The sequence below is a fragment of the Vibrio sp. CCB-PB317 genome (genome assembly GCF_022808245.1).
GTDB lineage: Bacteria > Pseudomonadota > Gammaproteobacteria > Enterobacterales > Vibrionaceae > Vibrio > Vibrio diabolicus.
Map to the genome: position 1 here is coordinate 241,487 of NZ_JALGNU010000001.1, position 19,066 is coordinate 260,552.

Genomic DNA, 19,066 nt, shown 5'->3' on the forward strand with positions numbered 1-19,066 from the left:
GAGTTACTCGTCTTGATACTTTTCGAGTTTGTTGTAGAGCGTTTTAACGCTAATGCCTAACTCCTGCGCTGATTCCGTTTTATTGCCTTGATTCTCTTCAAGGGTATTGAGAATAGCGGCTTTTTCTAGCTCTTCTAGCGAAACGCCCGCTGGAACAAGGTCTTCGATGCTGGTGCCTGTTTCCAATGGTGGCGTATCGAAGATCAGGTGTTCATCTCGGATGGTGTCATCAGCCAAAATAAACGCGCGCTCGATCGTGTGTTTGAGCTCACGGACATTACCTGGCCAATCGTGCACGGCGATTTTTTGGATGGCAGAATCAAGAATGGTTTTGGTTTTAGCCTCATTTGCGTTGCGGTGCGCGATAAAGTGCTTAGCCAGACCGACGATGTCACTGCCTCGATCTCGCAGTGGCGGTATCGTTAATGGGAAGTGCGATAAACGGAAAAACAGATCTTCACGCAGGAACTGCTCTTCAATGGCGACTTTAGGATCACGGTTGGTGGCGGCAATGATGCGAGTGTTGGCGATATGCACCGTATTACTACCTACTGGGCGATACTCTCCGGTTTCCAACACACGCAATAGCTTCACTTGATGCTCGATAGGCATCTCGGTGATTTCATCTAAAAACAGCGTGCCGCCTTCTGCCTGTTTAAATACACCTTGGTGAGTTTTATTCGCTCCGGTAAAGGCGCCTTTTTCATGGCCAAACAGTTCACTATCGACCAACTCTGGGCTAATCGCACCACAGTTAATCGCGATAAAGGGTTGTTGCTTGCGATCGCTAGCTAAATGAATGGTCTGTGCGACTAACTCTTTACCCGAGCCGCTTTCACCGACAATGAGGACGTTGGCTTCTGTTTTTGCGACGCGTCGGATCATGCGATAGAGCTGATGCATTGGCGATGAGGAACCCACCAAAAGGCCAAATTGGTCGAGATCGCTAGTGGACACTTTACGTCCTTGATCTTGTTTTTGCTGATAGTACTGGCTGACTTCGCTTAGGGTGTCCGTCAAAATGGCAATATCTACGGGTTTTCTGTAGTGAAAAATTGCACCTAAGTTCATTAGCTTATCCAAATTTTCGTTTGGAGCACCAGAGCTAATGATGATCAAGTCCATATCGTAGATGTCTTCGATATTAGAAAGGCGCTGGTAATCTGCGCTAGTAAAGTGGGCGACTTCAACAATCGCAACTTCCGGTTTGAGTTGTAGGAAATCTTCAATCCAACTATCTGCGGCATCGGTATTATGCAGACGAAATTTGTTCAGTTCCTGGCAAGAGGCAATAGCATCTTTAAGTGTCGGGTCTTGTATTCGTAGAAACAGGCTTGGCAACGACATAGAAATGTCCTCTTTACTATGACAGAAACAATGTACGTGGATTATTCTAAGTGCACAAGACAAAATATTGTCAGCAGAGATTTAAGGGTCTGTAGGCTATTTTAATGTTGTTGATCCTCTCTTGGTATATATCAGTAATAATTCTGATAAATATTGCTTCTTTATTCGGGTGTCTCACATTTTAAATAATAATTCTGCGATTAAGTGAAGTCGAAGAAATAATGTCTCATCTTTTATTGGCGTATTATGTAATTGATTGCGAAATTATTAACGATTAAAAATTACATTTCTTCTGTGTAAATAATTCATACTTATATTTTCTTATTCGTCTTATTTTTATCTCTTGTTTTTATTATTCCTTTAAAAATAATAAGTTACAAACTTGGCACATGGTTTGCTCCTATGGAAATACAACGTCAATAAAGGAGAATTACCATGAATAACATCGCAGCTAAAATTGTACTTACGTCAGTTCTTGCTACTTCATCTACAGCAGTCTTAGCGAGTGATAAATGGGAAAAAGAATCCATGGACGCTTGGCTAGATGGTAAAGCTGAAACGACGCTGCTGCTAAACAGTAACCTTAACTCTTTTGATATCAACACCGATGTTGAAAATCAGGTAGTTACCCTTTCTGGTTCGGTAAACAATGACCTTGAAAAATCGCTGGCCGAAGAGCTTGTAACAGGTCTTGATGGTGTGAAAGAAGTAAATAACGAATTGTCAGTGGTGAATGAAGGTAAGAAAGAAACCGATTCAGAGGCATTAGCCACACTGACCGACTCTAAAATCACGACTATAGTTAAAACTCGCCTACTGATGGATACCAATGTAAGTGGTACGGACATTGATGTAACGACGGAACGTAAAACGGTAACGTTGGCAGGTAAGGTTAATTCAGATGCGGAGCATGATCTTGCACTTTCAATTGCAAATAATACCAATGATGTAAATAAGGTGATTGATAAGCTAGAAGTGGTTCAATAATAACGAGCCGAGTGACCTAACCCAATTTTATTAGGAGGTAACACTATGGTTCGTTGGATGTTTATTTTTCTGGCTTTGGCACTGGTTTCTGCACTACTAGGTTTTACTGGTATTGCAGGGGCGGCGGCCTCTATCGCGCAAGTGATATTTTACCTATTCCTGTTGTCATTAATTGTATCAATAGTGATTGTTCTGCTAGGAAGAAAAAACGTAAATAGATAGGAGATTTCATGCGACTTACGTCATTAATTTACCGTATCGCCGCAGTATTTGGTTTGGTGTTCGCACTGGCTGCTTGTAGTGAAGAAGGGCCAATGGAACAGGCAGGCAAGAAGATAGATGAAGCCGCCGAAGAAACTCAAAACGCGATTGAAGATGAGTGTGAAAATATTAAAGAGAACTTGAACGCAGAAGACCAAGATTGTTAGTCGAGTCAGGTCAGCTTTTTGTTCACAGCAATGTAAGAGAAGGGCGGTCAATCACCGCCCTTCCTTTTATCCCAAGTGTTTACAATCAGATGAGGAGTCAAAGATGAAAAACATATTTGATGTACTAAAAGAGAGTCATGAAAAGCAACGCCTTTTACTCGATGCTCTGATGGAAACGTCTGGAGATTCCCCTGCACGCGAAGAGTTTTATCACAATCTTAAGGATGAACTCGAACAGCACGCCGCCGCAGAAGAGCGCTTTTTCTACGCGCCTTTAATCGAGAGTGATAAAACCATCGATCTTACTCGTCATGGCATCGCAGAGCACCACGAGATTGATAAAGTGATTGCACAGCTTGATGCAACCGACATGAGCTCGCCAGGATGGCTCAACCTCATGAAAACTTTGCGTCACAAAGTATTGCACCACCTCGAAGAAGAAGAGCATCGTTTTTTCCAATTGGCCGGTAAGGTGATGACCGATCAGCAGAAAATGAAACTAGCGGATAGCTACGTCGAAGAAATGGCTAGTTAGGTGGAGTATTGGTCCTTTTCGTGCCATTTCGGCACGGGAAGGGGCCCAATCAAAGCGTTTACCAAGCTAGTTAGCCTAAACTAGAACCAGCTTATTCTCACTTTCACTAAAAAAGCGCACTCGCTGAAGGCAAGGAGAGCGAATGTTTATCATCAAATATTATATTCTTGGCGCTCTGATCAGTTTATTGGCCGCTATTTATATTCCCCAAATCATGGTTAGCCTGTTGTTCTTGTGGGTATCTCTTTCTTTAGCATTAGTCAGCGTAGCCTACGTTTTCGACATTCCCTCCATTTTTAGAAAAAACCAAGACGGTAAGATTGTCAGGTGGATCCGCTGGGCATTCATCCCCTTTTTGCTGGGCGCTAGAGCGTATAATGCCTGGGAAAGACGGCGCGATACTGTGCCTCCAATCCAAAAAGTCAGCGATAATTTATACCTCTCCCGTCGGCTATTTCAGAGTGACTTAGATTTTCTCGAATCCAATGACATCTCTTGTATTGTCGATGTCACCGCAGAATTTGCTGGGCTTGAAAGTGCGATGACCGACAAGCAGTTTCACTACCTTTCGATTCCGGTACTCGACCACAAAGCCCCAACGTTGGAACGCTTGCGTCATGCGATTAACTGGATTGATACGCAAATCTCGTGCTCGCGAGCTGTGGTTGTGCATTGTGCGTTAGGGCGCGGTCGTTCGGTGTTTGTTGTTGCGGCGTATCTACTGAGCAAAGATCCGTCGCTGACGGTTGAATCTGTGATGAAAAAAATCAATGACGTGCGCAGTACCGCGAGATTGAATAAATTGCAGATCAAAACGTTACGAGCGATAAGTGAAAAAGGCGTACTGGGTCTGGATCAGTCCACTTGGATGGTGGTCAACCCTGTTGCAGGTGGCGGCAAATGGGAGGAAAACGAACAGCACTTGATTCGTGAACTAACCAAAAAATATCGCTTGAGTATTCATCAAACCACCACAAATCTCAGCGCCGAGCAGCTAACACAACAGGCAAAAGAAAGTGGGGCTAAGCAAATCATCGTAGCGGGTGGCGATGGCACAGTGACGGAAGTGGCGAGCCAGTTGGTGGGTACCGACATCAAACTCGGCATTGTTCCGCTCGGAACCGCCAATGCGTTATGTCATGTGATCTATGGCGTTGGCGCAAAATTCTCACCAGTCGAAAAAGCGTGTGAAGCATTGCTAGCAGGTCACTGCCAGCGTATTGATACGGCGGAGTGTAATCAGAGGCTTATATTGTTAGTCCTAGGTATTGGCCTAGAGCAGAAAATGATCGAGCATGCGCAGCGAGAAGAGAAAAACACCTTTGGACAATTGGCCTACTTAACGGGCTTTTTTAACGCGGTGGTGGCGGAAGAGACGCAGACGTTGACTGTTGCGATGGATGCGCCATTTGAAGATGGAAACCGCGAAAATGGATCACAAACGCTAGAAGTTCATAGCTTTGTCGTTGCGAACATCGCTCCTTTTAGTACGTTGCTCGCGCAAGGTGGTGGTGCTCCGCAGCCTGACGATGGCAAGCTGCATATCACGTATTTAGATAACACCGAATCTTTAGGTGGACGCCTCATCGCATTGTCTGATCTGACATTAACCAGCGTAGGTGCGCAGGAGGAATCGACTCATTTTCAATACGCGACGGCTCAGAATGTCACTATTTCTGCGAACAAACCGATTGAGTATGTGATTGATGGTGAGCTTTATTCTGATGAGCAATTAGCGATTAAGCTTCGTCCAAAATCGTTGAATGTATTTGTCCCAAGCGGGAGAAGTAAATCGGCTTAGCTTTAAAACAGATAAGCAGTGGATAACGCGCCATTTGCCTAGTGCTTTATTGCGCGCCTTTGTTTACCGGTTTAGTCATAGTTTTGAGGGAACCAATAAGGTCGCTGCGTAGGTGCAGCGGCTTTTTTATATCGGCATTTTTTGTATCTGAGAGAGCGTCTATTTATCGTTCTCGCAGTGAAAGGAAGAAGGGGGTGAGTATGACTACTCACCTTGGGGTAAGTGCTTTTCAATTTCATCGTTTTCGACTTGTAAAGCAGCTAACCAGTAAGAAACAAGCGCCGTTAAGTTGGTGTCGTCAATGGCTCTGAGTAGCGCTTTTAAATCATCTAACAACAACTTGTTCATGAAATGCATTTCTTTGTAATTACCTAATTCGGCAACGCCGTATTCGGTGGCATTTTCTGCAATGAATTGTTCACCATCTTGGTCGAAGAACAACTTCGCCATCTTTTTGATCATCACTTTTTCTATTTTAACGAATCGATACGCCGCTCTTGCGAGTGTCATATGCGATTGCGGATTAACGAGAGGCAAACACGTTTGGCGATGGTGTGTCATTTTTACGAGTAGCTCCCTTACTCGATTATTATCCAATGTCATACTGACCTCTTTATTTATGACTACCGTGTTGATTACTCGGTTTAGTGTTTTCTAGTTTTGGTTGTATTGAGGTGCCAGTGGTCTTATCAGAAATGGCCAAAACGAGTTGGCCATTTTCTCTGCCAGCGCTTGATTGCAAAGGCGACCACTATGGATCAGCTGATAAGGCTGATGCTGCTGAGCTTTTCTTTACAGCTTTTGATATCACTGCGAACTTTCAGTAGAACCGAATTATCCGCTTGCTCTGGGTGGCTAGTAATTAGGTTTTCGATCTCTTTGAGCACCTTGCTTTCAACACCTTCGAGCTGTTCCAAATACATGGACTCTTTGTCAGAAGACACCTCCTTCATCACATCGCTGTATACCTCACGCGCTTTAATGGTGTAGGAAACCGGAGTGTCGTCGGCAGAGTCTTCCTGGTTATTTGCCAATGTGTAGGGAGTAAGCTCAAGCACCGCTCGCTGACGTACTCTAAGCAGTTCTACCAACACATTATTCAAAGAAGTGTTGTCAATGTTCTCAATGGCCTTGTTGTAAATGTCATTTCCGCTCTCGATAAGCTCAATGATTGAGGCGATATTTTCATTTTTCATATCTCACTCCTGATTTGGTTGGTGATGGGAGTGTTTGTACGTATGGGGAACAAACACAGATGTTTCATCTTTAGTTGCAGGTTGTATGCCAATGAATGTTATTTTTCTATTAATCAATTGGTTATGAGTTTATTGCGCAAGAATTGGAGGGTTGCAGATGAGGCGCTAAGAAAAAATTACAAGAATGTTGGGGAAGTCTGGAAAGAATTACACGTACAGATAAGGGTTTGTCGTGAAACAAAATAAAAATCAAATAAAAACAAATGCTTATAGTTTTGGCACGGATATGGCTTTGTTGTGAGTAAGTGAGTTCAAAAGTTGTTTCACTTGATTTACTACTCAACTCATCAACGGAGGCTAGTTATGGCTACAACAAAAGAAAGCACAGTAAAACCTCAAGAGCAGTTAGAAGAAGCATATCACTTAGCGGAGCAAGCCACGACGGAAGCCGTCGGCGCAATGAAAGACCAAGCTAAAGAGAAATTTGATGTGGGCGCGGAACACGTTCAGCAGGCGACCAAGTCGGCAGAGAACGTTATCAAGGAGCGTCCATTGCTGAGCATTGGTTGTGCCTTCCTTGCGGGTTGGGCGGTTTCGAAGCTGATCAAATAATCACGGTCCAACGAATTAAGCCACATAACAGAAGGCGAGGGTTCCAATGAATAACTCCGGACAAGTCACCAACCAGCAACCAGGCTCGGCCGCAGCAGACAGCGGTCGAGCCCCAAGTGGGGCACAAGAGCAGGATATCCAACAAACCATCAATGGTTTGAGCAGTATTCTTTCACAACTGGACCAATTGACTCAATCGCTGAAAGCGTGGTCGGGTTCAACGTTGGATTTGTTCCTCTTGGAGGTGAAAATTAATGCGTCCGCAGCGCGACAGATTTTGCTGTGCACCATTGTTTTTACCTTATTGTCGGTATTGTTCGTGTTCAGTTTGTGCCTTGCCTCTGGTGTGGTGGCTTATCAGCTGACCGCTAACGTGTATGTTGCCGTGGGCGTATTTATTGCGTCCTTAGGTTTGGCATTACTGTCTTTAGCTTGGTGGCAGAAGCGTTTAGTTGGTTTCCTTGGATTCAAAAATACGACAGAACAGTTGCAGGAGGGGTGGGATGCGCTCGCTACAAAAGCTCAATCGAGCCATGCGAATCAAGCGGATGGAAGGTAAGGCATCTTTAGAGCAATGCTGCTTGTCGATGGAAATGTTCACGTTTACCACTAAGAAGTTTGTGAAAGAAAATCCTTGGACGACGCTAGGTATTAGTGCTGTCGTTGCCGTTACCGCTGCCAAAGCGGGTCGATTGTCTCGATTGACTTCCTCTATCTCTTCCATGGGGCTATTGGCGAGTAGTGTCTCCGAACTGACGGATTCGCTTGCCAAGCCAGTTATGGCAGCGTCTTCTAACCAGTCGGGCGTAGAACAAGGTCAAAATGCTGAACCACAAGCAAGCAATACTGCTTCGACAGAAGAGACCGCGACAGAAACAGAAGTCGAACAACCCCAATAACGGCTTTCGCCGATAATGATTCCTACCGACCTTGAGCCTTTTTATGACAGCGAAATTGAACATCCCTGCCAACACCGCGATTGGTGCAACCCTTCTTGTCTTATTGCTCGTTCCTGGGCTGTATTTTGCTAAGCCAATCTTGTTACCTATTGTGCTTAGTACCTTTATTTCGCTGTTATGCAGTCCTTTCATTAACTATCTTGAAGACAAAGGTTTACCGCGCGCGATTACCGTCGTGGTGACTCTGTCATTCTTGGTTGGTGCTTCAATTATTGGCCTTGCTGCCATGTCGGAGCCTGCTAAGCAGTGGTGGTCTGAACTGCCCAGTATCGTGAAAAATGTGTCGCAAGAAGTGAGTGAAGTGACTCAAGCCTCGGCGGATCACCTTAATACGCCGCTGAATATTGCCAGCGATATGGGTATGGATGAAGTCGGGAACAATACCGTATTTTCTTTGGTGAAGGCACTCGCGACCACGACGCCGACCATTTTGACACAAGCGATGATCGTGCTGTTTATGGTTTATTTTATGCTCAATCACGGACGCAGCTTATTTCGAAAGTCAGTGTCGTACTTGCATGGGTTTGCCAAGCAGCGCCAAGCGATTGAACTGGTCAAAGCACTACAGAAAGACCTATCTCGATACATTGGCACTATCACGTTAGTGAATGCGGGACTTGGGTTGAGTGTTGGGGCGGTGTTTTTTGTTTTAGGCCTTGAGGATCCGTTCTTGTGGGGCGCGTTTGCTGGCGTGATGAATTTTGCGCCGTATCTCGGCCCAGTCATCTCCATGGTGAGTTTCGGTTTTGTGGCTTATCTGCAGTTGGAGTCGGTCAGTTTTATGCTCACTGTGGTGTCTATCTATTTGTTGATCAACTTGATTGAAAGCCAGTTTGTCACGCCAACGTTATTAGGGAAAAGGTTCAACTTAAATCCGTTAGTGATCTTCGTTTGGCTCGTGTTCTGGGGTTGGCTTTGGGGCGGTATGGGGCTCTTAATCGGTGTACCGCTATTGGTCTGCATTAATATTTTGGTTGAACGTCTAGAGCTGTGTCAATCAACTCAAAGTCAACCAAGCCAAACCATCCCCGAGGATGTGGCTCCACGAGAATGACTTGGGCTACAAGCTGGCTCAACGAAAAAGTTTTTCCGCACTTACTGGTCGGCTAAAAAGATACCCTTGACCGTAAACACAGCCTTTTTCGAACAAGTAATCGGCTTGCTCCTGAGTTTCTATTCCTTCCGCTACGACTTTCAATGACAGTGTTTTTCCCATGGCGATAATCGCATTCACAATCGCATTGCTATCGCTATTGCTGGGTACATCACTGACAAACGAACGATCTATTTTCAGCTTATTGATGGGTAAACCTTTCAAATAAGACAAAGACGAATAGCCTGTGCCGAAATCATCCAGAGAAATCTCGATGCCTAAGCTTCTTAGTTGATTTAACGACGCTATGGCTTGTTGAGGGTCGATCAGTAAAAAGCTCTCGGTGATCTCCAAATCCAGCCGTTGAGCAGGAAAACCGGTTTGATTGAGGATATCGCTCAATCTCTGAATGAAATTCGATTGCTGAAGCTGTAATGCCGACACATTAACCGCAATTCTGCCAAACTCAACGCCTTGTTTCAGCCAAGCATTTCCTTGCTGACAAGCGTGTAGCAAGACCCACTCGCCAATGCTTTGGATAAGCCCCGTTTTTTCTGCAATTGGAATAAAGTCGGCTGGTGGTACAAGGCCAAATTCGGGGTGCTGCCAGCGTAATAAGGTTTCAACGCCAACAATCGCATGTTGCTCCAAGTTATATTGTGGCTGGAACTCTAATCGAAGTTGCTGCTTTTCTATCGCTTGATGCAAAGCAGATTGAATGCGCACATGGGATACCGATTTATCGGTTAAATCTGGTGAGTAAAATGCGTAGCCGTTGCGCCCATTTTTCTTCGCTAAGTACATCGCCGTATCTGCGTTTTTGAGTAAGGTTTCGCTGTCTTGGCCGTCTCTTGGGTATAAGGCTATGCCAATACTGGTCGAGACGCGCAATGAGTCGTGATTTGCCAAGTCGAACGGTTGTTGGAAAACGCTGAGAATATCGCCGACAGTTTCCAGCAAAGCCACATCACTGTGGACGTCCGGCAAAATGATCACGAACTCATCGCCGCCAATGCGAGCCACATGCGCATTTAAGTGAAGAATATCTTGCAGACGGATAGCCAACTTAGACAGCAACTGATCACCACAAAAGTGACCCATGCTATCGTTGATGTGTTTGAAATGGTCGATATCTAGAAATAGGGTGGCAAACGTCTGTTGGTTCTTGTGCCCGGTTTCAATGTGTTGCTCAAGCAAGCTAAGTAAATGGGTGCGATTAGGCAGATTCGTTAACGGATCATAAAAGGCCATGCGCTGCAGTTTTTCTTCGTGCGCTTTACGCACGGAAATATCTTCAAATACACAGATGTAGTTAATGAGATGATTTTTATCGTCCATTACGGCACTAATGGTCGCTAACTGCGGGTAAATGCTGCCATCTTTCTTTCGGTTGATGAACTCGCCTTTCCATTGACCTTTGGTTTCGAGTTGATGCCACAACTGTTTATAGAAGCCTTGGTCATGATGACCTGAGCGCAGAATTCTGGGGTTCTTTCCAATCACCTCTTCAGAGCGATAGCCGGTGATTTGAGTAAAGGCTGTGTTTACATCAATGATGTTGGCATTGCGATCAGTAATGACCATGCCTTCTTGTGAATTATTAAAAATTTTGGACGCCAATGAGAGTTGCGTTTCGACCATTTTCCGGCGTGTGATGTTGCGCGTCATGCCCAGAATACCAATTAAGTTTCCGTCATTATCACGAACAGGAGACTTAATGGTTTCTAGCCAAGTTGGGTTATTGTTTTCATCAATTTGGCGGCATTCTTCGACGATGTTCAGCGTGCCTGTCGCCACGACCAAGTTATCGGCCTCAATGAACTTCTCTGCTCGCTCGTGGCTAAATAGTGCGAAATCATCTTTGCCGATGATCTCACTGTTGGTCTTTTGCCACGCATTTTCTACGCTTCGATTGGTCATCGAATAAAGACCATCCATGCCTTTTATCCAAATATGGTCTTCAAGACAGTCGATAAACTCTTGCAGCGTCGGTAATGGTGTGGTCGCTGTAGTTTGATGGCGTGTTCGTTCTTGCTGGTAGTGTGAGCTGATATCAAAGCTCATTCTTCCCACTAATGCACTCAGCCAAGCAGAGACTACTGTGATTTGATCGTCAGGGTGAGTCAGCGCTAATACGGCAAACAGATCGCCATTTGGTAGCCAAATCGGACCTATACTCAAGGTTTGCTGTCCAAAGGATATGTGGCTTATCGTCAAGTCTGTCGGTGTAAATTGAGCGGCAACTTGCACTACCACTTCGACGATAGCGCAATGATTTTGAACCGAGGTGGACACCTCAGTTGATAGCCACTGCTGGGTATCGCTCAGAGTATAAAGTTGTCCCTGAGCTTGAGTAGCATCACAGCATTGTTGCAGAGCCTGTTGCCAGTCTGCCATCAAAGGCGAAGGAATAGCGAAGCGAAACATAATTAATAACGTGTCCTGAAGCGCCCAAAGATAGTGGTATTAGAATCTAGCTTAAGCTATTGGGCCGTGTTGGTATCGTATCCAACGCTTAGGTAATTCCCAGCAGCGTAAGGCGCTTTCTATCATTAAACTGTTAGCTATATCTCTTTTTTATCCAACTCATTGCATCGTTTATTGAGGTTTTTTGTTCATCATTGAGAAGTGCTCATGGCTTTGTTTTTTTTACCCCACGATACTTGTTGGACCACTAATCCACTGATGATCAGTATTAAACCAATCAAGGTTGATGGATGAATTTCTTCACCAATGATGGTTGCCAATAGCATCAGTGAGATGAATGGCGAAGCAAAGATCAGATTACTGATGCGGGCTGTGTTTTGCGTCGATTTGAGGGCGCTCAGCCATAGGACGAAAGTGATCCCCATTTCAAATAGCCCGACATACGTCACCGCTGCCCAGCCTTTAATTGAGATTGCCTGCCAGCTCGCACCTTCATAAATACTTAAACCAATGGCAAATGGAATAGCGACCAAAAAACCAAGTAATACACCAACCACAGGGTCGGCCTTATTTTTGGTGTTTAAAATCCAGTAACCAGCCCACAACAGTGTCGATAGCAGCGCCAGTCCCACGCCCAACGGGCTCTCGAATTGCATGCCGAGAACATTGCCTTGTGTGGCAATCACAATCACGCCTACATAACTAAAACCGCAAGCGAGCCAATCTTTAGCTCGGATCTTCTGCCCTAAGAAAACAGCAGCCATTAGCGTCAAGGTAATGGCCCAGCTGTAGTTGATCGCTTGGGCTTGGGATGCAGGCAGCAAGTCATACGCTTTAAAGAGAATGACGTAATACGCCAAGGGGTTAATCAACCCAAGCAGTAGGTAATACCAAGGGTTTGAGAGGAAGGTGGCACTTAACTGGCCCAACTTGCCTTGCACACCACAGATTATCGTCAGCGCAAGCGCAGAGACGATACTGGCAATGCACAGCATTTGGATTGGCGTAAATTCTGCCAACGTGAGTTTAAATGCGGTTGCAACGGTAGACCAAAGTAATACTGCTGAGAGCCCAAATCCTAGGGCGCGACGCTCGTTCATGATGCCTCTGCGTGATGATGTGCCGCTCGGTTCAGTTAATTTGAGCGGAAGAAAGAATATTATAGGAAGGCCTAGTGTATGCGAGGATTTTTCATCCAACAAACTGGACATTTATCCAGTGTCTAAATACCATTGTTATAGATACAAAACACAGGCTAACTCGCTATTATGCAATGGATTCTTGAGTACCAATCTCTCATTCTCTCTTCTCTTTGTGCTGCCACGCTTAGTGGTGTCGCCGTCGGTTGGTGGGTTAAACAGCGTTTTATCACCCAAACTCAGCTTCTCGAACAACAACTTGTTTCAGAAAAGCAGCTTCACCAACAGCAGCTTGAACAGGTTAAACAAAGCCTTGCCGATGCCCAGCAAGAGTTGGATGAATTAGATGATGAGCGCGATAAAGCCGCGTTTGAAGTACGCCAAACACATGGAAAGCTGATGGCAGCAATGGAAAAACTGCGTTACTTCGAGGCCGTAAAGCAAGAGCGCCAGCAATACTTTGATGAGCTTGGTCAGATGCGTGAGCACAAATCACGTCTAGAAACGCAACTGCGTGAGCAGCAAGCACGTCATGAGCAAATCAACCAAGCCAATGCCGAAAAACTGCAAATTCTAGAGCAAGCGGAAGCGCGCCTGAAACAGCAATTTGAGCACTTGGCCAACCAACTGTTTGAAGAAAAAACCGCGAAGGTCGACTTGCAAAACCGTCAGAGTTTGGAGGGTTTGTTGTCACCGCTCCGAGAGCAGCTAGAAGGATTCAAAAAGCACGTTAATGACAGCTTTAGCCAAGAAGCTAAAGAGCGCCATACCTTAGTGCATGAGCTGAAAAACCTGCAACGTTTGAATGAGCAAATGACGCGCGAAGCGGTTAATTTGACCCAAGCGTTGAAAGGGGACAACAAGCAGCAAGGTAACTGGGGCGAAGTGGTGCTCGCTAGGGTGCTTGCCGAGTCTGGCTTACGTGAAGGGCACGAATATCAGACTCAGGTGAATTTGCAAAATGAAGCAGGCAAGCGCTACCAACCTGATGTGATTGTTCATCTCCCACAAAACAAACAAGTGGTTGTGGATTCCAAAATGGCGCTGGTCGCCTATGAGCGCTATTTCAACGCCGAAACTGATGCCGATCGAGACCAGGCTTTGAGTGCGCACTTAGCCGCACTGCGTGCTCACATTAAGGGTTTAAGCATGAAGGACTACCACAAACTCAAAGGTATTCAGAGTTTGGACTATGTGCTGATGTTTATTCCGGTTGAGCCTGCGTTCCAAGTTGCGATTCAAGCCGATCCGAGCTTGATCAAAGACGCGATGGAGCAAAACATCATTTTGGTGAGCCCAACAACGTTGCTGGTGGCACTGCGCACCATTGATAATCTATGGCGCAATGAACGGCAGAATGAAAACGCCAAAATGATTGCGCAGCGCGCGACAAAACTCTACGACAAATTACGATTGTTTGTGGACGACATGGAAGGGCTCGGCGGTGCGCTGGATAAGGCGAATCAAAGCTATCAAGGCGCAATGAACAAGCTTGCCACAGGGCGCGGGAATGTGATTCGTCAAGCCGAAAGCTTTAAGCACCTTGGGGTTGAAATCAAACGACCAATTTCTTCTGACCTCGCACAGTTAGCGCAGAGTGATTCATTTTCAGAAAATGACCCGTTAGTAGAAAGACATCCGGCTGAGGATAAAGTAAACTAATCGCCCGCAGTGCAGTGGGCGATTTTATTTGTCAGCAAACGCCCCGCAGAGAGAAAGCGCTGCCTAAGAGGAATTAGAATGACGGACACAAGTTTGCAATCCAATACAGCGTTAGAGAATGAAACCACTCACTTTGGTTTCTCTACAGTGGCAAAAGACGAAAAAGTGACTAAGGTTGCCGAAGTATTCCACTCCGTGGCAACAAAATACGACATCATGAATGACCTGATGTCTGGTGGTATTCACCGCCTTTGGAAGCGCTTCACTATCGATTGTAGTGGCGCTCGCCCTGGCCAACGTATTCTTGACCTAGGTGGTGGTACGGGTGATTTAACGGCGAAATTCTCGCGTATTGTTGGTGATGAAGGCCATGTCATCCTTGCCGATATCAATAACTCAATGCTTAATGTTGGTCGCGATAAACTGCGCGATAACGGAATTGTGGGTAACGTGCATTACGTTCAAGCCAACGCAGAAGAACTGCCGTTCCCAGATGATTATTTTGATGCCATCACCATCAGTTTTTGTTTGCGTAATGTGACTGACAAAGACAAAGCGCTTCGTTCAATGTTCCGCGTACTGAAGCCAGGCGGCCGTCTATTGGTGTTGGAATTTTCAAAACCAGTGCTAGAGCCGTTATCGAAAGTATACGACGCATATTCATTCCACTTGTTGCCGAGAATCGGTGAGCTAGTTGCGAATGACTCAGAGAGTTACCGCTACCTAGCGGAGTCAATCCGTATGCATCCAGACCAAGAAACGCTGGAAGGCATGATGCAAGACGCAGGTTTTGAAAACACCAAATACTACAACTTAACTGGTGGTATTGTGGCTTTGCATCGCGGTTATAAATTCTAAGGGTTAACGGCATGCCATTTGAACCACTTATCACCGCTGTGATTGAAACGTCACTGAATACACTGATCAAAGACGACCCTGCATTGGGCCGTCGTTTAGCGCGTCTAAAAGGTCAAGTTATTCAAGTTCACCTGAAAGAGATCAATAAAACACTGACGTTCGTTTTTAGTCAGCAAATTGATGTGCTCGGTCATTATGAAGGACAGCCAAACTGCTACTTATCGCTCAACTTGAGCGTGTTGCCAGAGCTGCGTGACCAGGCCAACATCACTCGCCTTATTAAACAAGATAAACTTGAGCTTGAAGGCGATATTCAATTGGCGCAGAAATTCTCTCAGTTGATGGTGGATTGCAAGCCAGATGTTGAAGAGTGGTTGTCTCGCGTGACTGGCGATGTCGCCGCACATACCTTTGTGCAAGGTTCAAAAAACATAGGCAACTTCCTCGCATCTCAAGCAGAGAAACACCAGCGTCATCTTGCGCAAGTAGTGACTGAAGAGTGGAAGTTGGCACCTGCTCCTCTAGAAGTGGCGTATTTTTGCGACCAGGTTGATGAGGTTCGCAGCCAGGCTTCTCGCGTTGAAGCTCGCTTGACTGCTTTGCTGAATAAGCTGGATGCAGATAAGCCTGCATTGGAGAAACCATGACGCCAGCAGAACTAAAGCGCTTATACCACATCGCCAAAGTACAACTGGAATACGGCTTAGATGAGCTGCTTCCCGATCACCAACTGACCAAAGCTCCGTTATTACTGCGCAAAAGCTTGTTCTGGATTAAGAACAAGCATCCAGAAAAACCACTCGGTGAGCGCCTGCGTTTAGCGTTGCAAGAGCTGGGGCCAGTTTGGATTAAGTTCGGTCAGATGATGTCAACGCGCCGTGACTTATTTCCTCCGCACATTGCTGATCCCCTGGCTTTGCTTCAAGACCAAGTCGCGCCATTTGATGGTGAGCTAGCAAAAAAGCAGATGGAGCAAGCATTAGGTGGCCCGTTAGAAAACTGGTTTACCGAGTTTGATATCAAACCACTGGCGTCAGCATCGATTGCTCAGGTGCATACTGCGCGTTTAAAAGACTCTAACCAAGAAGTGGTATTAAAGGTTATCCGCCCAGATATTCGCCCGGTCATTGATTCAGATCTAAAACTGATGCACCGAATGGCGCGTATAGTCGCCGGAGCGATGCCTGAAGCACGTCGTTTGAAACCAGTTGAAGTTGTACGTGAGTACGAGAAAACATTGCTTGATGAACTCGACTTACGACGTGAAGCGGCGAATGCCATTCAGTTGCGCCGCAACTTTGAAGGCAGCGAAGAATTGTATGTTCCTGAAGTTTTTCCTGACTTCAGTAATGAAACTGTCATGGTTTCTGAGCGAATATATGGCATTCAAGTCTCTGATATTGAAGGCTTGAAAGCAAATGGCACCAATATGAAATTGCTCGCGGAGCGCGGCGTGAGTGTGTTCTTCACTCAGGTGTTCCGAGACAGCTTCTTCCATGCCGATATGCATCCGGGGAACGTGTTCGTCAAACCAGAACACCCAGAGAACCCAATGTGGATCGGGCTAGATTGCGGAATCGTTGGTACACTTAATAGTGAAGACAAGCGTTATCTGGCGGAAAACTTCCTGGCGTTTTTCAATCGAGACTACCGCCGAGTGGCGGAGTTACATGTGGACTCAGGATGGGTGCCTGCCGATACCAATGTCGATGAGTTTGAGTTCGCGATTCGTATTGTGTGTGAGCCTATTTTTGCTAAGCCGCTGTGCGAAATCTCCTTTGGTCATGTGCTGTTGAATTTGTTCAACACGGCACGTCGATTCAACATGGAGGTTCAGCCACAGCTTGTATTGCTGCAAAAAACGCTGCTGTACGTGGAAGGGCTTGGTAGGCAGCTGTACCCTCAGCTTGATTTGTGGGAGACCGCAAAACCATTCCTTGAAGAATGGATGATGAATCAAGTTGGGCCGCAAGCTTTGGTGAATGCAATTAAAGATCGCGCACCATTTTGGGCGGAGAAGTTACCGGAACTGCCAGAGCTGCTTTACGATAGCCTGAAACAAGGTAAAGCGATGAACCAACGCATGGATCAGCTTTATCAAGGGTATCGTCAGAGCAAGCGCCAGCAGGCGACAGGAAAGTTTTTATTTGGCGTTGGCGCCACTTTAGTCGTATGCTCGGCAATATTGGTGAACAATGCTTTTGAGCAGCTTTCGTTGGCCAGCGGTATCGCAGGTGTCACATTTTGGCTGCTTAGTTGGCGAGCTTATCGTCAATAGACGTTAAACTCTTGAAATATTTTTGTTTATTTAAAGACCCGAGGTAAAGAGAATGGGTGGTATCAGTGTTTGGCAACTTCTAATCATTGCTGTAATTGTTGTATTGCTATTCGGAACTAAGAAACTACGCGGTATCGGTGGCGATCTGGGTGGTGCCGTTAAGGGCTTCAAAAAAGCGATGAGCGAAGATGAACCTGCGAAAAATGACAAAGACGCAGACTTCGAACCAAAAAGTTTAGAAGAGCAGCAGAAAAAAGAAGCTGCTCCTGAAACGAAAAAAGATAAAGAGCAGGCATAAAACGTGTTTGATATCGGTTTTTGGGAACTGGTATTAATATCTGTTGTTGGTCTGGTCGTTCTTGGGCCGGAGCGTTTGCCTCATGCTATTCGCAGCGTGTCTCGCTTTATCGGTGCCGCTAAGAGTATGGCAAATAGCGTCAAAGACGAATTGTCACACGAGCTGAAAGTCCAAGAGCTGCAAGAAAACTTGCGCAAAGCAGAGCAAATGGGGATGGATGATTTGTCTCCTGAGTTGAAATCTTCAGTCGAAGAATTGAAGAAGGCAGCGCAATCTGTAAATCGTCCTTACGCAAAGAACACCGATTCAGAGGCTGAGCCTGTAAAAACAGAGCCAGCAGCAGAAAAGGTAGAGAAAGCGGAAGAGAGCAAGGTTACAGCGGCAGATAAGAAAGCCGAATAGTCTCATTAGGAGGAGCTACTAGTGATTGGTAGCTCCTTTTTGATCTGGTTTTTAATAAGAGGTTTGCCATGTCTACCGTCGAGCAGACACAACCTTTAATTAGTCATTTGTTGGAGCTTCGCAACCGACTACTGCGCTCAATTTTGGCAGTGTTGGTGGTGTTTGTCGGACTAATTTATTTCTCTAACCACATTTACGAGTTTGTTTCCGCACCTTTAGTAGAGCGTCTACCTGAAGGCGCAACCATGATTGCTACGGATGTGGCTTCACCCTTTTTCACGCCACTGAAGTTGACGTTAATCGCTTCGGTATTTATTGCGGTGCCGTTTATTTTGTATCAAGTTTGGGCCTTTGTTGCTCCTGGCTTATACAAACATGAGCGTCGTTTGATTATGCCGTTGCTGTTTTCCAGCTCACTGCTGTTTTATTGCGGTGTGGCATTTGCGTATTTTGTGGTGTTTCCACTAGTGTTTGGCTTCTTTACTGCTATCTCATTGGGTGGTGTAGAGTTTGCGACCGACATTTCTAGCTATCTCGATTTTGTACTGGCGCTATTTATGGCGTTTGGTATCGCATTCGAGGTGCCTGTTGCGATTATTTTGTTGTGTTGGACTGGGGCCACCACACCAGAAGATCTAAGACAGAAACGGCCTTATATCATTGTGGCGGCGTTTGTCGTAGGTATGGTGTTAACGCCACCAGACATGATCTCGCAAACCTTACTCGCTATTCCGATGTGTTTACTGTTTGAAGTCGGTTTGTTCTTTGCGCGTTTTTATACGCGTCGAGGCGAAGAGGCGGAAACCGAAGAATAAGTTTACTGTAGATGTAAAAAAGCGGCTCAATTGAGCCGCTTTTTTTGCGGTTGGTTTGTTTCTTGGGCTAACTACTTAACTTTCATGACGTAACCACACTTTGTGCATACGTATACTTCCTTGATGCCCAGCAGCTTTTGAAAAAAACTGCGCGGTACGCGTTGTAAGTAAGCACCATGTGTACACACTTCAACTTCCATATTCATGCTGTTTTACATTTGTGCTAATT

21 protein-coding genes are annotated in these 19,066 nt (G+C 45.6%); 16 read left to right on the forward strand and 5 right to left on the reverse strand.

The window, feature by feature from the left end:
• Positions 1–3: 3 nt before the first annotated feature.
• A complete protein-coding gene (locus MTR11_RS01175) occupies positions 4–1,347 on the reverse strand; it encodes a sigma-54 interaction domain-containing protein (RefSeq protein ID WP_243326904.1) in 1,344 nt (447 codons plus the stop codon).
• Positions 1,348–1,782: 435 nt separating this feature from the next.
• On the opposite strand from MTR11_RS01175, the gene MTR11_RS01180 reads away from it, so the two are divergent.
• The 5 genes from MTR11_RS01180 (at position 1,783) to MTR11_RS01200 (ending at position 5,098) form a co-directional block, all read left to right on the forward strand.
• Complete coding sequence (locus MTR11_RS01180; protein ID WP_047009372.1) at positions 1,783–2,334, forward strand: BON domain-containing protein; 552 nt, start codon at positions 1,783–1,785, stop codon at positions 2,332–2,334.
• A gap of 45 nt (positions 2,335–2,379) precedes the next feature.
• Positions 2,380–2,556, forward strand: coding sequence for a DUF1328 family protein (locus tag MTR11_RS01185; RefSeq protein ID WP_012841233.1), 177 nt, complete (start codon positions 2,380–2,382; stop codon positions 2,554–2,556).
• 8 nt (positions 2,557–2,564) lie between these two features.
• Positions 2,565–2,762: a hypothetical protein gene (locus MTR11_RS01190; protein WP_048624594.1), complete on the forward strand. Its 198-nt coding sequence runs from the start codon at positions 2,565–2,567 to the stop codon at positions 2,760–2,762.
• 103 nt (positions 2,763–2,865) lie between these two features.
• Positions 2,866–3,297, forward strand: coding sequence for a hemerythrin domain-containing protein (locus tag MTR11_RS01195; RefSeq protein ID WP_193448006.1), 432 nt, complete (start codon positions 2,866–2,868; stop codon positions 3,295–3,297).
• A gap of 142 nt (positions 3,298–3,439) precedes the next feature.
• The gene (locus MTR11_RS01200) at positions 3,440–5,098 is read left to right on the forward strand and encodes a diacylglycerol kinase family protein (RefSeq protein WP_243326905.1); all 1,659 of its coding nucleotides are present in this window, start codon (positions 3,440–3,442) and stop codon (positions 5,096–5,098) included.
• A gap of 204 nt (positions 5,099–5,302) precedes the next feature.
• Here the strand turns inward: MTR11_RS01200 and MTR11_RS01205 are convergent, their stop codons facing one another.
• A complete protein-coding gene (locus MTR11_RS01205) occupies positions 5,303–5,701 on the reverse strand; it encodes a hypothetical protein (RefSeq protein WP_005379193.1) in 399 nt (132 codons plus the stop codon).
• Between the two features lie 155 nt (positions 5,702–5,856).
• Positions 5,857–6,294, reverse strand: coding sequence for a DUF2383 domain-containing protein (locus MTR11_RS01210; RefSeq protein WP_243326906.1), 438 nt, complete (start codon positions 6,292–6,294; stop codon positions 5,857–5,859).
• Positions 6,295–6,657: 363 nt separating this feature from the next.
• Here MTR11_RS01210 and MTR11_RS01215 point away from each other — a divergent pair, with 363 nt between their 5' ends.
• From MTR11_RS01215 to MTR11_RS01230, 4 genes are read left to right on the forward strand one after another with little or no spacing between them, the layout of a single operon-like run.
• Complete coding sequence (locus MTR11_RS01215; RefSeq protein WP_005394426.1) at positions 6,658–6,906, forward strand: hypothetical protein; 249 nt, start codon at positions 6,658–6,660, stop codon at positions 6,904–6,906.
• A 46-nt stretch (positions 6,907–6,952) separates the two neighbouring features.
• Positions 6,953–7,465, forward strand: coding sequence for a hypothetical protein (locus tag MTR11_RS01220; protein WP_104970021.1), 513 nt, complete (start codon positions 6,953–6,955; stop codon positions 7,463–7,465).
• A complete protein-coding gene (locus tag MTR11_RS01225; RefSeq protein ID WP_225480720.1) occupies positions 7,410–7,805 on the forward strand; it encodes a hypothetical protein in 396 nt (131 codons plus the stop codon). Before MTR11_RS01220 ends, MTR11_RS01225 begins: the two co-directional genes overlap by 56 nt.
• 43 nt (positions 7,806–7,848) lie before the next feature.
• Positions 7,849–8,919, forward strand: coding sequence for an AI-2E family transporter (locus MTR11_RS01230; protein WP_243326907.1), 1,071 nt, complete (start codon positions 7,849–7,851; stop codon positions 8,917–8,919).
• Between the two features lie 18 nt (positions 8,920–8,937).
• On the opposite strand, the gene MTR11_RS01235 is transcribed toward MTR11_RS01230, so the two are convergent.
• Positions 8,938–11,385, reverse strand: coding sequence for a bifunctional diguanylate cyclase/phosphodiesterase (locus MTR11_RS01235; RefSeq protein WP_243326908.1), 2,448 nt, complete (start codon positions 11,383–11,385; stop codon positions 8,938–8,940).
• 191 nt (positions 11,386–11,576) lie between these two features.
• Positions 11,577–12,485 carry a DMT family transporter gene (locus tag MTR11_RS01240; protein WP_170902480.1) on the reverse strand — a complete coding sequence of 303 codons (909 nt, stop codon included), beginning with the start codon at positions 12,483–12,485 and terminating at the stop codon, positions 11,577–11,579.
• A 168-nt stretch (positions 12,486–12,653) separates the two neighbouring features.
• Between MTR11_RS01240 and rmuC the strand changes: the two genes are divergently transcribed.
• From rmuC to tatC, 7 genes are all read left to right on the forward strand, one after another.
• Positions 12,654–14,186, forward strand: coding sequence for a DNA recombination protein RmuC (gene rmuC, locus MTR11_RS01245; protein WP_006741771.1), 1,533 nt, complete (start codon positions 12,654–12,656; stop codon positions 14,184–14,186).
• A 78-nt stretch (positions 14,187–14,264) separates the two neighbouring features.
• The gene (ubiE, locus tag MTR11_RS01250) at positions 14,265–15,044 is read left to right on the forward strand and encodes a bifunctional demethylmenaquinone methyltransferase/2-methoxy-6-polyprenyl-1,4-benzoquinol methylase UbiE (protein WP_005394436.1); all 780 of its coding nucleotides are present in this window, start codon (positions 14,265–14,267) and stop codon (positions 15,042–15,044) included.
• Positions 15,045–15,055: 11 nt separating this feature from the next.
• Positions 15,056–15,691 carry an SCP2 domain-containing protein gene (locus MTR11_RS01255; RefSeq protein WP_005394440.1) on the forward strand — a complete coding sequence of 212 codons (636 nt, stop codon included), beginning with the start codon at positions 15,056–15,058 and terminating at the stop codon, positions 15,689–15,691.
• Positions 15,688–17,322 carry a ubiquinone biosynthesis regulatory protein kinase UbiB gene (ubiB, locus tag MTR11_RS01260; protein ID WP_104974618.1) on the forward strand — a complete coding sequence of 545 codons (1,635 nt, stop codon included), beginning with the start codon at positions 15,688–15,690 and terminating at the stop codon, positions 17,320–17,322. The genes MTR11_RS01255 and ubiB overlap by 4 nt, the downstream gene beginning before the upstream one ends.
• A 52-nt stretch (positions 17,323–17,374) precedes the next feature.
• A complete protein-coding gene (gene tatA, locus MTR11_RS01265; RefSeq protein WP_005382958.1) occupies positions 17,375–17,620 on the forward strand; it encodes a Sec-independent protein translocase subunit TatA in 246 nt (81 codons plus the stop codon).
• Positions 17,621–17,623: 3 nt separating this feature from the next.
• Positions 17,624–18,022 carry a Sec-independent protein translocase protein TatB gene (gene tatB / locus MTR11_RS01270; protein ID WP_005382959.1) on the forward strand — a complete coding sequence of 133 codons (399 nt, stop codon included), beginning with the start codon at positions 17,624–17,626 and terminating at the stop codon, positions 18,020–18,022.
• Between the two features lie 68 nt (positions 18,023–18,090).
• On the forward strand, positions 18,091–18,837 hold the full coding sequence (gene tatC / locus MTR11_RS01275) for a twin-arginine translocase subunit TatC (RefSeq protein WP_243326909.1): 747 nt from the start codon (positions 18,091–18,093) through the stop codon (positions 18,835–18,837).
• Positions 18,838–19,066: the final 229 nt, after the last annotated feature.

Bases quoted from the DNA above. Each gene is read 5' to 3' on its own strand.
- MTR11_RS01210 (WP_243326906.1), bottom strand. From the start codon at position 6,294: ATGAAAAATGAAAATATCGCCTCAATCATTGAGCTTATCGAGAGCGGA.
- MTR11_RS01230 (WP_243326907.1), top strand. From the start codon at position 7,849: ATGACAGCGAAATTGAACATCCCTGCCAACACCGCGATTGGTGCAACC.
- MTR11_RS01205 (WP_005379193.1), bottom strand. From the start codon at position 5,701: ATGACATTGGATAATAATCGAGTAAGGGAGCTACTCGTAAAAATGACA.
- MTR11_RS01195 (WP_193448006.1), top strand. From the start codon at position 2,866: ATGAAAAACATATTTGATGTACTAAAAGAGAGTCATGAAAAGCAACGC.
- MTR11_RS01240 (WP_170902480.1), bottom strand. From the start codon at position 12,485: ATGAACGAGCGTCGCGCCCTAGGATTTGGGCTCTCAGCAGTATTACTT.
- MTR11_RS01200 (WP_243326905.1), top strand. From the start codon at position 3,440: ATGTTTATCATCAAATATTATATTCTTGGCGCTCTGATCAGTTTATTG.
- tatA (WP_005382958.1), top strand. From the start codon at position 17,375: ATGGGTGGTATCAGTGTTTGGCAACTTCTAATCATTGCTGTAATTGTT.
- MTR11_RS01220 (WP_104970021.1), top strand. From the start codon at position 6,953: ATGAATAACTCCGGACAAGTCACCAACCAGCAACCAGGCTCGGCCGCA.
- MTR11_RS01175 (WP_243326904.1), bottom strand. From the start codon at position 1,347: ATGTCGTTGCCAAGCCTGTTTCTACGAATACAAGACCCGACACTTAAA.
- MTR11_RS01215 (WP_005394426.1), top strand. From the start codon at position 6,658: ATGGCTACAACAAAAGAAAGCACAGTAAAACCTCAAGAGCAGTTAGAA.
- MTR11_RS01190 (WP_048624594.1), top strand. From the start codon at position 2,565: ATGCGACTTACGTCATTAATTTACCGTATCGCCGCAGTATTTGGTTTG.
- MTR11_RS01255 (WP_005394440.1), top strand. From the start codon at position 15,056: ATGCCATTTGAACCACTTATCACCGCTGTGATTGAAACGTCACTGAAT.
- MTR11_RS01225 (WP_225480720.1), top strand. From the start codon at position 7,410: ATGCGCTCGCTACAAAAGCTCAATCGAGCCATGCGAATCAAGCGGATG.
- tatC (WP_243326909.1), top strand. From the start codon at position 18,091: ATGTCTACCGTCGAGCAGACACAACCTTTAATTAGTCATTTGTTGGAG.
- ubiB (WP_104974618.1), top strand. From the start codon at position 15,688: ATGACGCCAGCAGAACTAAAGCGCTTATACCACATCGCCAAAGTACAA.
- ubiE (WP_005394436.1), top strand. From the start codon at position 14,265: ATGACGGACACAAGTTTGCAATCCAATACAGCGTTAGAGAATGAAACC.
- rmuC (WP_006741771.1), top strand. From the start codon at position 12,654: ATGCAATGGATTCTTGAGTACCAATCTCTCATTCTCTCTTCTCTTTGT.
- MTR11_RS01235 (WP_243326908.1), bottom strand. From the start codon at position 11,385: ATGTTTCGCTTCGCTATTCCTTCGCCTTTGATGGCAGACTGGCAACAG.
- MTR11_RS01185 (WP_012841233.1), top strand. From the start codon at position 2,380: ATGGTTCGTTGGATGTTTATTTTTCTGGCTTTGGCACTGGTTTCTGCA.
- MTR11_RS01180 (WP_047009372.1), top strand. From the start codon at position 1,783: ATGAATAACATCGCAGCTAAAATTGTACTTACGTCAGTTCTTGCTACT.